11 protein-coding genes are annotated in these 15,306 nt (G+C 38.3%); all 11 read left to right on the top strand.

Features of this window, described 5'->3' with window-relative positions; all coding sequences use genetic code 11:
* Positions 1-13 precede the first annotated feature (13 nt).
* The 11 genes from AC4G3K_RS00345 (at position 14) to AC4G3K_RS00295 (ending at position 15,306) form a co-directional block, all read left to right on the top strand.
* Complete coding sequence (locus tag AC4G3K_RS00345) at positions 14-166, top strand: lmo0937 family membrane protein (RefSeq protein ID WP_491075291.1); 153 nt, start codon at positions 14-16, stop codon at positions 164-166.
* Positions 167-593: 427 nt separating this feature from the next.
* Positions 594-896: an alpha/beta fold hydrolase gene (locus tag AC4G3K_RS00340; protein WP_491132074.1), complete on the top strand. Its 303-nt coding sequence runs from the start codon at positions 594-596 to the stop codon at positions 894-896.
* A gap of 340 nt (positions 897-1,236) precedes the next feature.
* Positions 1,237-2,382 carry a histidine kinase N-terminal domain-containing protein gene (locus AC4G3K_RS00335; protein ID WP_491075289.1) on the top strand — a complete coding sequence of 382 codons (1,146 nt, stop codon included), beginning with the start codon at positions 1,237-1,239 and terminating at the stop codon, positions 2,380-2,382.
* Positions 2,383-2,865: 483 nt separating this feature from the next.
* Complete coding sequence (locus tag AC4G3K_RS00330; RefSeq protein ID WP_491132072.1) at positions 2,866-4,419, top strand: acyl-CoA synthetase; 1,554 nt, start codon at positions 2,866-2,868, stop codon at positions 4,417-4,419.
* 813 nt (positions 4,420-5,232) lie between these two features.
* Positions 5,233-6,138 (top strand): R2-like ligand-binding oxidase, encoded by a 906-nt coding sequence (locus AC4G3K_RS00325; protein WP_491132641.1) that lies wholly within the window; start codon positions 5,233-5,235, stop codon positions 6,136-6,138.
* Positions 6,139-6,171: 33 nt separating this feature from the next.
* Positions 6,172-7,689, top strand: coding sequence for an aldehyde dehydrogenase family protein (locus AC4G3K_RS00320; RefSeq protein ID WP_491132071.1), 1,518 nt, complete (start codon positions 6,172-6,174; stop codon positions 7,687-7,689).
* Positions 7,690-7,724: 35 nt separating this feature from the next.
* A complete protein-coding gene (locus AC4G3K_RS00315; RefSeq protein ID WP_491132070.1) occupies positions 7,725-8,927 on the top strand; it encodes an iron-containing alcohol dehydrogenase in 1,203 nt (400 codons plus the stop codon).
* Between the two features lie 44 nt (positions 8,928-8,971).
* Positions 8,972-10,489 carry a class I adenylate-forming enzyme family protein gene (locus AC4G3K_RS00310; protein ID WP_491132069.1) on the top strand — a complete coding sequence of 506 codons (1,518 nt, stop codon included), beginning with the start codon at positions 8,972-8,974 and terminating at the stop codon, positions 10,487-10,489.
* Between the two features lie 113 nt (positions 10,490-10,602).
* Positions 10,603-12,750: a sigma 54-interacting transcriptional regulator gene (locus tag AC4G3K_RS00305; RefSeq protein WP_491132067.1), complete on the top strand. Its 2,148-nt coding sequence runs from the start codon at positions 10,603-10,605 to the stop codon at positions 12,748-12,750.
* A 91-nt stretch (positions 12,751-12,841) separates the two neighbouring features.
* Positions 12,842-13,930 carry a CaiB/BaiF CoA transferase family protein gene (locus AC4G3K_RS00300; RefSeq protein ID WP_491132066.1) on the top strand — a complete coding sequence of 363 codons (1,089 nt, stop codon included), beginning with the start codon at positions 12,842-12,844 and terminating at the stop codon, positions 13,928-13,930.
* A gap of 239 nt (positions 13,931-14,169) precedes the next feature.
* Positions 14,170-15,306 (top strand): acyl-CoA dehydrogenase family protein, encoded by a 1,137-nt coding sequence (locus AC4G3K_RS00295; RefSeq protein WP_491132065.1) that lies wholly within the window; start codon positions 14,170-14,172, stop codon positions 15,304-15,306.

Here is a 15,306-nt window from a genome sequence, read left to right as displayed (position 1 = left end):
GAGATGATACAAAATGCTTTGGACATTAATCGGAGTTTTAGTGGTCTTATGGTTGTTAGGTTTCCTATTTGAAATTGGCGGAGATATTATCCACGTATTATTAATAATAGCTGCACTTGTGTTCGTGTTTAATATTATTAAAAACAGAGGATCTGGAAGAAGATAATTAATCTCTAATTATATTCATTCTGTGTACCTTAGTAGATGTAGAAAAATTTAGGACTATATAGGAGGATTTTTTCTCCCATATAGTCCTTTTTTGTTGTTTAAAGACACTTTCTGCATGTACAAAGAGACGTATAATCTACGGGATTAATTTCTCCATAGCTATATCTTTGGTAGGAGGATGGAATAAACTTACGATGGATCTTTGATTTATGGTAAAATTTACAAATTAGATTAGGGATATATGAAAAGGAGTGGGAATTTTGAAGGTAAAAAAGAAAGCTAGATTTTGGATGATGACAAGAATACTATTTTCTTTTATTGCAGCAATCATTTTGTTATGGGTCGCTTTCCATTAGATTAAAACAACGTATGAACAAAAAAGTTATCAAGCTCCAGGAAAATTAGTTGAAGTAAACGAGAATAATATGCATGTTTACACGAAAGGCGACGGAGAAAATACGATCGTCTTATTAAGTGGTTTAGGTACTGCAGCACCAGTGTTAGATTTTGAACCCTTAATAAATGAATTAGCACTTACTAATAAAGTAGTCGTAGTGGAACCTTTTGGCTATGGATGGAGTGATTTAACAACTAAAGAAAGAACGGTAAAAAATATAGTAGAGGAGTTGAGAACAGCTCTAAAGAAATCGAATAATGAAGGCCCGTATATTTTAATGCCACATTCTCTTTCTGGAATATATAGCATTCTGTCGCGCTCAACTAAATGATAACTCTCCATCTCAAATAGTCACTTTAAAGGGACATCATTATCTTCATTGGACACGTTATAAAGAAATGAGTGAGCACATAAATCATTTTACGAATACATTTTAGGTAATTAAATCAGTGAACGGTCTTTCTATAAATCGATAGTACGAAAATATAAAAATATGAAAAAGATTTTTGTTTGAAAAAAATCAGATGATTCAAAAAGAGAGTTTTACTTTTTACGAGAACGTAACAATTATGTCAATCTGTAAATGTTTTACTTACAGTAAAGGATATTAGGTATATCTGTCGAATATAAATCATACATGTAAAGCTAAATTGAAATGGTGGTCTAAATAGATGGAGCCAATTTTATTAAAGCAAAGTGATTATCAAAAATTGATTAAGGAATCACTGATGAAAGAAGAGGGGAGGTTATATCAGGAGTATTTAGATTCTATCAAGATCCAGCATCATGAGGAAAATACAGCATCTATGGAGAAACCACGTAAAACGATGTTCAGTCAATTGATTAACACGGTAAATGGGGATATATCTGAAAGTCAGATCAAGGAAGTGGCGAGAAGGACAGCCATTGAACGCATGGATGCTATTAATATAGGAAATGTTTTATACAATATCAATCAGGGACGCAGTATCTTTGTTAATTTTGTGCTGAAGATGGATATCCCGTCTTATATACTCCAAAGTACAATTAATAATATCAATAGACAATATGATATTTTTAGCTATGAAATGGTTTCGACCTATACACAAATGAAAAATAAAGTCATTGATGAGAAGACCACCTTCATCAATGAAAACCATAAGGATAAATTAGCCCTGCTCGGTCAAATATCATCGAGCTTTGTGCATGAATTCCGTAATCCGCTGACGGCTGTAATGGGCTTTAATAAAATTTTGAGAAAAGAATATCCGGATATGAAATACTTGGATATCATGGAATATGAGCTCAATCAATTAAATTTTCGGATTACCCAATTTTTGCACACATCAAAAGCTGAATTCAATGAAGAGATTATCATGGATATATCGATCAGAGAGCTGATTGAAGAGATTAAACAATTAAGCTATGCGAACATTATAGATACCAATGTTAAGGTAGAAATCGATGTTCCGGAAGATTTAATCATAAAGGCAAGCAGAAATGGATTGAAGCAGGTTGCTCTTAATCTTTTTATTAACTCAATTGATGCCTTGAAAAATCAGCCTTCCGAGCGTGTCATTAAAGTAAAATCCATGATGAAGGACGATCAATTAGTGATAAGCTTATCCAATAATGGGCCAATGATTGCAAAGGAAAATATTGAGTCAATCTTTGAACCATTTTTCACTACAAAGGAATTAGGTACGGGAATTGGCCTTTATGTCTGCAAAAAAATTATTGATAGTTATGATGGCGACTTATTATGTTCTTCCAATCCCGAATGGACGAAATTTAGTATTTATCTTCCTGATTCTATTATTATCAAACCAGCACAGTGAGTTACACGGATGAATTCTTAATCATTTATTTATTTTCTAAACTATTAATTTTGTCGTTATACACTTATTCTGTTAGGATGCTTGAATAGTAAATGAGATTGCCTCCTGAGAAATAATCCAGAGAGACTAAAAATGGGTGCGTGAATGACGCAGTATAATTAGGTGGCGGAATATTCGTAAATTTTTTTCGATGTATATTATTAAAGCAGCACTTTCCTCATCGGGAAGGTGCTGTTTTTTTATGATCAGTAATGTTCTAAAAGGAATAGCAGAATTAACATGAAAATGGAATGTGTTGAGCTATCATACACCTGTAGTCATTGTGGTGTGCGGTATGGGGACAGTAATGATTGAATCAATGCATGTAATCGCTAAAATTTAGATTGGCATTATACTTGCATTAATGTAAGTGATGGCTAAATAAAGTTGATGTTTACGAACTTTTGTTCATTTTGGCCCAGGATAAAATAAGGAGGGATATTTGTGACAACATCTAATTTGGAATTATCCAGATCACTGGTAATCGGAGAGTATTTGCGCAGGGCAGCACACACGGCACCTGAGAGAGAGGCATACATATATGGCAGTGAGAGACGAACGTATCGTGAATCTGAGAAGAAAGCACTTCATTTAGCTGGATGGTTGCAGGAAAACAGAATAGGATATCAGGACAAGGTTGGTTTTATGCTCTTGAATGGACTTCCTTTTATTGATGTATTCTATGCTACATCTTTAGCTGGAGCGATAGGAGTCCCAATAAATTTTCGTCTGACAAAAGATGAGCTGGCGTATATCATTGGACAATCTGAATGCAAAATTTTATTTGTCGATCACGTCTTTTTGCCTGTGATTGAATCGATTCAATCACAAATTCAGCTTGTTGACTGTATCGTTGTCGTGAATGGAGATTCAACTTCTTCCCATATACCTTATGAGACCATATACGATCGCTCCTCAACGTATCAGCCTTGCAATTCATTATCGGGTGATAATGGAGCGCTTATTATGTATACTTCAGGTACAACCGGACGGCCAAAAGGTGCAGTTTTATCGCATCAAAACATGTGTATAAATGGTATGAACCAAGTCGTAACAGCAGGACTTGACGCAACTTTTAAACAACTTTTAGTTGCTCCTTTATTTCACATTGCTGCCCTATCAACTCTTTTATACCCCATTAATGGAACTACAGTGATTCATTCACAATTCAACCCCGAAGAAGTGCTTCAAACCATCGAGAAAGAGCGAATAAATTTTATCTTTTTAGCGCCGACGATGTGGCATATGCTTGTTGAATGTCCTTCGATTGAACAATATGATTTAACATCATTAGAAAGATGTGCCGCTGGGAGTGCTCCATGTTCCCTATTACTGAAAGAGAGGATTGCAAAATATTTTCCAAATGGGAAACTGAGCGATCCTTTTGGACAAACAGAAATGAGTCCGGTTACTACCTGTCTTCAACCTGAAGATTCTATTCGGAAAAATTCTTCCGTGGGTAAGCCGGTGGTCAATGTAGAAGTGAGGGTCGTTGACGACCATATGAATGATGTTCCGCTTGGAGATGTCGGGGAAATTGTCTACCGTGGACCAACCGTTATGAAAGAATATTATAAAAATCCAGAAGCAACTAGAGAGGCATTCCGTGGGGGATGGTTTCATAGTGGAGATTTAGTTCGGATGGATGATGAAGGGTTTATTTATATCGTTGATCGGAAAAAGGATATGATTATTAGTGGCGGGGAGAATATCTATCCAGCCGAAATTGAACAAGTTTTAAATAGACATTCCAAAGTTGTCGAAAGTGCTGTGGTCGGTGCTGTTGATGAAAAATGGGGAGAAGTGGTTCAAGCTTATATCGTTCTGAGAAAAGGTGAAACGATGACAGAGGAAGAAGTGATTTTCTATTGCCAGGAACAATTGGCATCGTATAAAAAGCCTAAGATTGTCAATTTCGTGGATACATTGCCAAGAAATGCAGCCGGAAAAATTGTTAAAACAGTTCTTAGAAAGGGATATTTAGAGACAGAAAAGTAGATATGGTCCGCTAGTTTTAGTCTGAGGCAGTGTGAAGTTGGTATTTAGGGGCTTATCACGCTTATCACTGCCTCTTTTTAGGGACTTTGCCAGTTGAGTTTTTTAAAGGAGAAAGGTACATCTATGTTTGTCTAACGAAAGAATTCTATGTTAAAAGGCAAGGTAGAAAAATAGTGGCTATATTAGCTCAAAGGTATTGTATTGCGAAAATGGAATACTATGCTCAATTTTCTTCTTTTCGCTCAATAAATAGTGGTTTGGCTTAATTCCTGTCAATTTCGGCTCAATTATTGGTAAAAACCGCTTTTTTATATTGGATTTCCGATTTAATAATGACAAAAAGTGCCTTTTAAACTGTTTAGTTGGGTGTGGATTTACTCCTAATAAGTGAAAACTCATTGTTCTTTATAATAATCTTAAAAAAAGAGATACTTATTCTTGGTTTCTTAATTGAATTCTATGAATATAAGTCTAGATTTAAAATTTTGAGATAGATTTAGACTATCTATTTTTTGTGAGCCTACAAATTACAACATATTATGTATAGGTTATAAGTTACAGTTAAGGAAAGCAGGTCCGTCTGAGCATTCAAAAGTCCTATGCGTGGTATTCAAACAGCAAGGAAAAAAGGTTGTTTGGAAATCAATCATTACTAAATAGAAACCAACCTATTTTCTTAAGTTGGACAGGGGTTTTATGTTGGCACGGAACTTGCAATTAGTTCAGGGAAGGCTGAGCAAAGTGGATGCAATTTAATGTAAGCGCTTTATCGAGAGAGGGGGGAGGAATACATACGAAAAGCATCCATGAAAAATAAAATTTATTACTTTCAAAGGAGGGATACGAGTGCGTGAATATGTGACTACAAAACAAATGATCAAAAAGGATTCACTCCCGTATAAACTTTATCAAAAAGCTAAAAGACATGGGATATGGAATCCGGTTGATATTGACTTTAGCCAGGATAAAGAGGATTGGAAAAAGCTTAGCCCTGATCAACAGCAAGAGGTTTTGATTCAATTTGCGCAGTTTATTGGGGGTGAGGAAGCTGTATCGGAGGATATTCTTCCTATGATCATGGCCGTTTCCAAGAAAGGGTGGTTTGAAGAAGAGTCCTATCTATCTACCTTTTTATTTGAAGAAGCAAAGCATGCGGAGTTCTTTAGTTTATTTTTAGAAGAAATCGGTGTAACTGAGGACCTCAGTCATCTACTGACACCTGGGCATAGGAAATTATTTGATGATATCCTTCCTCGGACAATGAATAGATTACTTGTGGACCAATCACCTGAAGCAATGTTGGATGCTGCCGTCACATACAATATCTTTGCCGAAGGGGTATTAGCGGAAACGGGATATTGGTTCTTCTATGAAGCTCTGTCTAAAGCAAATTTATTCCCTGGATTTATTGAAGGGATACGGAATGTAAAAAGGGACGAAGGACGCCATATCGGATTTGGTACATTCCTTATTCAGCGCTTAATTCATGAACATCCTGAGTTATTTGATCGTGTCCAAATAAGGCTTCAGGAGTTGCTTCCAATTGCCTACGAACTGACAACTAGGGAAGATGGGGAAAAAGTGACAAGTCTTGGTATTGAAGAAGGAAAAGCAATGGAATATGCACTTAAACAATTAAGTGCGCGGATTGAGGTACTATCACGTGCCCAAGATAAAACGCTGGAAGAAATTCATGACACCGAAGTTATTTTTGAGTAAGAAAAATAGTAGTGGGAAAAGGGAGGATATGGAATGAGTACAGACGTGAAGGTACAGGAATTTGCACAATTTATTGGTGGGGAATGGACACCAGGATCTACGGGAGAAATGTTTGATGTCATAAATCCGGCTACATCCGAAGTAGTTGCTAAAGTCCCTAAAGGTACAAAAGAAGACGTGAATAAAGCTGTTCTAAATGCAAAAGAAGTATTTGAATCAGGTGTATGGTCAAGGAAAACGCAGGCAGAAAGGGCGCAAATCATGTTGCGTTTTGCCGATGAAATTAAGGAACATGCACAGGAGTTAATCTATTTGGAGGGAATCAGTACAGGAGCAACATTGCGAAAAATTGGAGGAGCGGATATTATGCAGCTCATCCTCTCTCTCCAGCAAACAGCTAACATGTCCCTTGAATATGAGTTTGTGGAGGCATTGCCTGTAAAGCAAATGTTCGGAGCAAACAGAGCCCAGTTGGTTCGGGAACCATTAGGTGTCGTAGCCGCGATTACACCGTTCAATTTTCCGCTTGTATTAGCGATGTGGAAGATTGCACCTGCAATTGCCATGGGTAATTCCATTATTGTCAAGCCAGCATCTGATACCCCGCTTGGTACATTGAAATTAGCGGAGATTGCAGTTGAAGCGGGGCTGCCTAAAGGGGTTTTCAATGTCATTACCGGATCAGGCGCAGAGGTAGGAGAGGCGCTTGTGACACATCCGGAAGTGGAAAAGATTGCATTTACCGGTTCAACTGAAACAGGAAAGAAAATAATGGAGTTAGCCTCTTCAAGTGTGAAAAAGGTTACGCTTGAGCTTGGCGGGAAGGCACCTGCAATTGTACTTCCAGATGCTGATTTGGAAGTGGCCATACCAGGGATTTTGCTTGGCGTATTTTTCCACGCTGGTCAAGTGTGTGAAGCAAGCACGCGTGTCCTTGTTCATGAATCGATGTACGATATTGTGGTTGAACAATTAGTGGCCATGAGTGCAAAGATAAAATTAGGTCAACCGCTTGATCCGAATACCGGAATGGGTCCAGTCATTTCAGAGAAACAAATGAATAAAGTCTTGGGCTATATAGAATCCGGATTGGAACAGGGTGCCCGTCTTGTGTGCGGTGGCAAAAAAGCAGAAGGACCGGGACTTGATCAAGGCTATTTCGTTGAGCCAACCATTTTTGCAGATGTCACAAATGATATGAAAATAGCACAGGAAGAAATTTTTGGACCAGTTCTCTGCGTGATGAAGTATTCAACGATAGAGGAAGCAATAGAGATTGCCAATGATACAATTTATGGTTTGACGGCTGGTGTATGGTCCCGTGATGTTGTCAAAGCTAATGAAATAGCAACACAGCTTAAGGCAGGCACAATTTGGATTAATGAATGGCATGCGTTCAGAAACGATGCACCATTCGGCGGTTATAAACAAAGCGGGCTTGGACGAGAATTGGGGAGTCAAGTTTTCAATGAATATACAGAGCAGAAGAGTATCATAACAGCACTTACAACTGAAAATGAACAAAGGGCAGCTTTAGGGCTGATATTCTAGAATTCTTTTAAAACTAATTGGAATGGGGAGATAAGATGAAGGTTACTTCGTATTATGAATTTATCCATCGATCAATCATTAAGAATGGGGCAGGGTCGCATATACTTGTTCCGGACTTAATTCAGTCATTGGGTGGTAAACGTCCGGTTCTATTTTCCGATAAAGGGTTAACCCATGCTGGGCTGACGAAAAAAATACAGCGCTTATTTGAAATGGTGCCTGGTATACAGCTGGCGGGAGTATTTGATGATGTTACTCAGGATGCCAAGTCTTCTAATATTAATAATGGTCTGCAATATTTTAAACAATGTAATGGAGACTCTATAATTGCCATCGGTGGTGGTTCGGTCATGGATACGGCAAAAACAATAAAATGGTGTCTTCATAAAAAAGTGGACAAAATTGAACATGCCTTGAATGGAAATGTAATAGAAGTTTGGCCTGAGGCTGTGCATATGGGGGTACCTCATATATCGATTGCGACAACAGCTGGTACGGGTGCAGAAATATCGGGCATTTCGGTTGTTTATAATGAACATTTAGGAGTGAAGTGTAATTTGCTCCATCCATTTATCAATTCAGATATCGCAATTCTTGATCCAGAATTAACTGTTGGCCTACCGGCTAAAGTTACTGCTTTTACTGGATTGGATGCCTTGACCCATGCTGTGGAAGGTTATTTTTCCAATAACTCAAATACTATGGGAGATGCATTTGCACTCCATTCTGCTAAACTGATTCGAGCCAATTTGGAAACAGCTGTACATGAAGGGAACAACATTGCAGCACGTGCGAATATGCTGCAGGCGAGTGCTATGGCTATAACAAGTTTTGTCTTAGCTTTTGCCGAAATGCCTATCCATAACATGGCCCATGCCCTGGGTGCAAAGTATGGAATTCCACATGGGCTGGCTAATGCAGTTTTAATGCCGAGTGTTATGAAAAACTTAGCTCCGCTTTATATTCCTAAGATAAAAGAATTTGCTCAGGCACTTGGTATTAAGGATATTGCTGATACTGAGGAAGAGTGTTTGCAGCAATGTATTGATGAAATTGTCGCTCTTCGTAAAGCTGTGAATTTACCGGATGACTTTTCGGAATTTGATATCAACTCTGCAGAGATACCGGAGCTTATATCAGTTGTTCAAAATGATCCATCCGGTCAGACATATCGTATACCGAATGAAGTCATTGAGCAGGTTTGCCGAGAGGTTTTAGTGGCTAAGGTGACTGTTTAATAGGCTGATATATAGAATCCAGTATTTAAGGAGGTAGTTATTTTTTGAATATTGTTGAACTGCTTACGTCCACTGTGTCGCGTTTGCCCAATCAGCCTGCTATTCATTACCGGGAACAGGTGCTGACGTATCAAGAGCTGAGAGATCAAATTTTCAGTATTGCAGCCGGGTTGGAAAATATAGGCATTACTCATGAGACTAAAGTTGCGTTGATGATGACCAATCGGCCGGAATATATCATTACGTATTTTGCTATATTAGCAAATGGTGCAACTGTCGTGCCCATTAACCCTACCTTTAAAGAAAAAGAAACAACCTATATTATCAATGACTCAGAATCAGAATATTTAATTACTGAGGCTGCTGCATCCGCCGTCATTCAAAACTCTATGAATGACTTTAAACAGATGAAAGAAATCTATTATTTTGGAGAAGAGGAAAACCATCCATTTACTGACTGGCAGGAATTGCAGTCTGTATCTCCAATCAGCAAGGTGGTCCCTGTTCATGCGGAGGATGTCGCGCAAATCATTTATACATCTGGGACAACCGGTAATCCGAAGGGAGCCATGATTACACATGCCAACTTGAATTGGATGACGATTACAGCAGCCGTCATTAATCAATTAACGCCAAAAGACAGGGTCCTTTGTGTATTGCCTCTTTTTCATGCTTATGCCAAATTACAAGGATTCCTGGCGCCGATTGCCCACGGAAGTACGATTTATTTAGAGGAACGTTTTCACCCTGTTGATACACTTGAAAAGATATCAAAATATCAAATCTCGATTTTCTTAGGTGTTCCAACTATGTATGCCTTCTTTCTTCAAAATCCAGCCATTTCAAATTTAGATTTTTCGCATCTTCGGACAGCTGGTTGTGGTGGGGCAAGTTTACCTGCCGAGATACTCCATAAGACCAATCAATCACTGGGTGTCGAAATAGCAGAAGGATATGGACTGACAGAAAGTACAGTTATGCTGATGACTACACCTCGAGATATGGCTAAAAAATTGAATTCTGTTGGAGTGTCTATTCCTGGCGTCGAATTGAAAATTGTCGATCCGGAAGGTAAGGAAGTAGAACCGCACGCGGTAGGAGAGATTGTTTTCAGAGGTCCCAACATGATGAAGGGCTACTATAAAAAGGAAGATGATACGATTAACACGATTAAAGATGGATGGTTATATACTGGTGATCTGGCCTATTATGATGAAGACGGATACCATTTTATTGTGGACCGGAAGAAGGACATGATCATCAGAGGCGGCTTTAATATTTATCCACGTGAGTTAGAGGAAGTATTGTACACGCACCCTGATATTTTGGAATGCTCCGTTATTGGCAGGCCTGACCCGGTCTTTGGCGAAAAAACGGTAGCCTATGTAGCAAAGAAAAATCTACAGTTACAGGAAGAAGAAGTGGTTTCCTATTGTAAAGAGAGATTGGCAGAGTATAAGGTTCCTGATTATATTTGTTTTATTGATCAAATACCAAAATCAGGAACAGGGAAGATGCTAAAAACTGTTTTAAAAGATTACGACAAAAAAACTATTAAATAATAAATAATAAATAATAATAAATGATTTCAGTGGGCAAAATCCTGATTCTTTAAACGAGAAGGATTTTGCCGATTTTTATTCCCTCCCTATAATTAGAGGAGTTTTACACGTATTTGTGGAAAAAAATATATAGACTTTTAAAGGGGGAGAACACTATAAAGCCCGTTAAAGAAATCATGAGTCCGCTCGAACATTGTTTATCACCAACGAACACATTGATGGAAGCTCTATCTATCATGTGCAAGCAAAAGTGGAATACGATCCCGGTGACAAACAGTTCAGGAAAACTGATTGGCGTATTTACAAGAAGTTCATTGTACCAAATGATTCTCACTGATGTTTCTAAAGATACTACAATCAGTGATTATATCAAAAAAGATGTAGGAACAGTTTTGGAGGATGTGAACTCTGAACTGTTGGAAAAATTAATATCAAAGAGCAGGGTGGGCACGGGGATTGTCGTGAATAAACAGGGTGCTCCTGTAGGCATTTTTACAAAAACAAATGCCGTTATGAATTACGTGAGAGAAACGAAATTATTAAAAGAACAGCTTGAAAAAGTATTACAGACATCCAATTTGGGAGCAATTATGACAGATGAAAAAAATCAAATCATCTATGTGAATGAAAAAATCACTGACATGATTGGAATCCCTTATTCATCACTCATCAATGAAAACCTCGAGATTTATATCCCTCAATTAAATCAATTTTCTGAGAAAATGGAAGCTCATTTTCCAATGGTTTTTCAATCTGAACATTATATAGTACGTTTGTCAAAGTATGCTTTAGAAAATGGTAAACATGGGTATATCACGCTATTTCAAAATGTATCTGAATTAGAGAATTTAACGAGAGAATTAAAATTTCAAAAGAAATGGAAAACACTTTTGCAATCTGTTATCCATAATGCCTATGATGGCCTCGTCATGATAAATGAAAAAGAGGAAGTTACTTTTATCAGCCCCAGTTTGATCGAGTTGTTTGACCTGTATGATCAGCAAATGGAAATGAAGGAAATTAAATCAGTTTTACCTCATCTTCATTTGCCGCATGTGATGAAAACGGGTGTAGCGGAAGTTAGTGAGTTTATGCAGGTTAAAGGAATAGACTATATCGTTCACCGTATACCCGTTTATCAGGATGAGCAAATCATCGGTGCCATTGGTAAAATCGTTTATCGCCAGCTGCACGAGGTTCGTGAGTTATTCAAAAGTGCAGAGGTAAATGATAGGAAGAATCTGAATCCTACCAAGCTTGAGAAATCAAGATTTACATTTGATCAGATCCTATCAAACGATAAGCAAATGGATAAGCTGATGCGGAGTGGGATGAAAGCAGCCAAGGTAAAGACCACAGTATTAATATTTGGGGAAAGCGGAACGGGTAAAGAGTTATTTGCCCATGCCGTTCATAGCGCCAGTCCATTTGGAAAGGGTCCATTTATTACGGTGAACTGTGCCGCTATACCTGAGCACTTGTTGGAATCAGAGTTTTTTGGATATGAGGAAGGCGCTTTTACAGGAGCAAAAAATAAAGGGAAAATCGGCAAGTTTGATATGGCCAATGGCGGCACACTTTTCCTTGATGAGATTGGGGATATGTCTTTATCCATACAGGCCAAGCTGCTTCGTGTCCTGCAAGAAAGAGAGTTTTACAGAGTAGGCGGAACAGAACGAATCAGTGTAAATGTTCGTATCATTGCCGCTACCAATCGTCCTTTGGAAAAAATGGTTGCTGACGGGGAATTTAGGGAGGATCTATTTTACCGGTTGAATGTCATATCCTTTGAGATTCCTCCTTTAAGGCGGAGAAAAAAGGACATTCTCCTTTTAAGCGAAGCATTTATTAAAGAATTTAATAAACAAAACGGGACAAGCATTACAGGATGGAATTCATTGTTTGAGAAAGCAATATTGGAATATGACTGGCCCGGAAATATCCGGGAATTGCGGAATGTTTGGGAGAGGGCCATGATTTTTGCTGAGGATGGCAAAGTCGGTCTAGAGGACATCCCAGAATATATTCTGCAGAAAGTTGGCTACGATCTTTTTTTGAATGAAGAGGAGGAAGATGAAGAAACACAGCCTTTATTAGAGAAAGCGGAGCAACTGGCCATACATAAAGCGTTAGAAATGTCAGGAGGGAACAAAAGTAAGGCCTGCCTCCTGCTTGGTATCAGCCGATCTGTATTGTATGACAAGCTAAAGAAGTATGATTGGTTACTGCCTGAATCTCCACTATTAAAACAGCAGAAATGATGGTGTTTGAAAATCAGACATTCCTTATGGTTTGGAAAAGTTCCGTATTTTAACAGGATAGAAATTTAGTAAATTTAAGGAGGAAGCGTTTATGCTAAAGGGAATTAAAGTAGTTGATTTCACCCAAAACTTGCCCGGACCCTATGCAACTCTGCGCCTAGCAGATTTAGGGGCAGAAGTAATTAAAATAGAGCCTCCCACTGGAGATCATGCGCGGCTTCCTTTGGAGGAAGATCAAAAAGAAAATTATCTTTTCCGGTGTATGAACCGTAATAAAAAAAGCTTGTCCCTGGATTTGAAAAAAGAAGCGGACAAAGAATTGGCGATTGAAGTCATCCGTAATTCAGACATTTTGATTGAAAGTTACCGGCCCGGTGTAATGAAACGATTAGGGCTTGGATATGAAGATATTCAGACTTTTCATCCAAAGATTATTTATTGCTCCTTATCCGGCTATGGCCAAGAAGGTACCATGCAACAGCTTGGCAGCCATGATTTGAATTACATGGCCATGAGCGGTGTATTGGCTCAGTTAAAGGATGGGGATGGCAGGCCTGTTCAACCATCACTTACATTTGCGGATTTAATCGGTGGGTCTTCAGCAACCGAATCGATACTTGGTGCCCTCTTTCAAAGGGAACGCATAGGTAGAGGAACCTATTTAGATATTGCATTATTGGATACAACTGCTGCTTTAATGAATTATCATGTGTTTATTGAATCAGCAACAGGCAGAAAAACTGGAATTCCAACATTAAATGGTAATGTAATATGTTATGGAATTTATGAAACTAAGGATCACAGGTATATGACGTTATGTGCGCTGGAAACAAAATTTTGGCGTAATTTTTGCACGGCAACAGGACAGGATACATGGATAGATGCCCAGTTCTCTCAATCAGTTGAGCAGAATAAAGTTTATCAGGAGATAAGACGATTGTTTGCAAGTAAAACATTTGAGGAGTGGATGGATTTCTCTTTGAATGTGGACTGCTGCATGGCGCCTGTACTTGAAGCCAACGAGCTAAGCAAACATATCTATATGAAGGAAAGAAATTTAATTCAAGAGAAAGATTCATTTAGCTATATGGTGACCGGAAATCATGCAGATTCCTACTCGAATGAAATGATAATTACCTATCCGAAGCTCGGCCAGAGTAATCGAACTTATCAAAAATAAAAAGAAGTAAACTGCTGTGTGTAAATACCGGCAGTTTTTACTTTATAGTTTGCCAAAATCATTGTCCTCTTACAGCAAACGATTATGAACGAACGAGACACTGATGAAAGGGAAGTTGTATAGATTTCATACAACCAATCTCTCAAACTGGCGAAATATCCATTTTATAATTTGGCATGATACTTGCATATATATAGGTTGTACAGATATAAGACTATGAATGGAAAGGGAGTACACAGATGACCAGTTATTTAAAGGAAGAGCATCGTATTTTTCGTGAATCAGTTCGGAAATTTTTAGATAAGGAAGTGATTCCTTACTATCTTGAATGGGAGAAGGAGAAAAGCACACCTGGAGATTTGTGGAAAAAGCTTGGTGACCAAGGGTTTCTTGTACCGTGGGCAGATGAGAAATATGGCGGATTTAATGCAGATTTTGCTTATTCAGTGATACTTGCTGAGGAATTTGAAAGAGTCGGGAGTGGAATCGGAGGATGTGTTTTACATAATGATATCGTTGTTCCTTATTTGTATGAATTTGGTACAGAAGACCAAAAACAAAGATGGATTCCAAAGTGTATTACAGGTGAGTATTCAACAGCTATTGCAATGACCGAGCCGGGAACGGGATCAGATTTAGGGAATTTGCAGACGAGAGCTGTTAAAGATGGTGACGACTATATTATTAACGGACAAAAAACGTTTATATCAAATGGGCTCAGGTCCGATTTAACAATCGTGGCCTGTAAAACAAATCCAGATGCAGGACATAAAGGAATCAGTCTGATTGTAGTTGAAAAAGGAACACCCGGATTTATACGTGGAAAAAAGCTGAACAAAATTGGCCAGCTTGCGGGTGAAACGACTGAGTTAATTTTCGAAGATGCGAGAGTACCGGGCAGCAATTTATTGGGAGAGGAAAATAAAGGTTTTTATTATTTGATGGCCAAACTTCAGCAGGAACGGTTAATGTGTGCGATTCAGGCATTAGCGGCAGCAGAGGAATCGTTGAAAATCACGATTGACTATGTCAAACAGCGAACAGCCTTTGGAAAATCGATCAGTGATTTTCAAAATACACAATTTAAAATCGCCGAAATGGCCACTGAGGTGAAGATAGGCCGTACATTTATTGATGATTTAATTGTGAGACATATGGAAGGTCAGAATATTGTCACAGAAGTAAGCATGGCCAAATGGTGGGTAACTGATATGGCAAAGAGAATGGTCAGTCAATGTATGCAGTTGCACGGCGGGTACGGTTTTATGGAAGAATATGCGATTGCGAGAAGATACCGTGATATAGCGGTTACCTCGATTTATGCAGGTACCAATGAAATTATGAAGCAAATAATCGCTAAAAAAATCGGATTATAA

It is taken from the genome of Bacillus sp. z26 (genome assembly GCF_058313635.1).
The sequence above is the reverse complement of the archived record's forward strand: the minus strand, read 5'-3'. Positions and strand labels throughout refer to the sequence as shown.

What these genes read in the sequence shown, in the direction of transcription:
- AC4G3K_RS00345 (WP_491075291.1), top strand. Translation starts at nt 14, where the DNA reads ATGCTTTGGACATTAATCGGAGTTTTAGTGGTCTTATGGTTGTTAGGT.
- AC4G3K_RS00340 (WP_491132074.1), top strand. Translation starts at nt 594, where the DNA reads ATGCATGTTTACACGAAAGGCGACGGAGAAAATACGATCGTCTTATTA.
- AC4G3K_RS00335 (WP_491075289.1), top strand. Translation starts at nt 1,237, where the DNA reads ATGGAGCCAATTTTATTAAAGCAAAGTGATTATCAAAAATTGATTAAG.
- AC4G3K_RS00320 (WP_491132071.1), top strand. Translation starts at nt 6,172, where the DNA reads ATGAGTACAGACGTGAAGGTACAGGAATTTGCACAATTTATTGGTGGG.
- AC4G3K_RS00315 (WP_491132070.1), top strand. Translation starts at nt 7,725, where the DNA reads ATGAAGGTTACTTCGTATTATGAATTTATCCATCGATCAATCATTAAG.
- AC4G3K_RS00300 (WP_491132066.1), top strand. Translation starts at nt 12,842, where the DNA reads ATGCTAAAGGGAATTAAAGTAGTTGATTTCACCCAAAACTTGCCCGGA.
- AC4G3K_RS00295 (WP_491132065.1), top strand. Translation starts at nt 14,170, where the DNA reads ATGACCAGTTATTTAAAGGAAGAGCATCGTATTTTTCGTGAATCAGTT.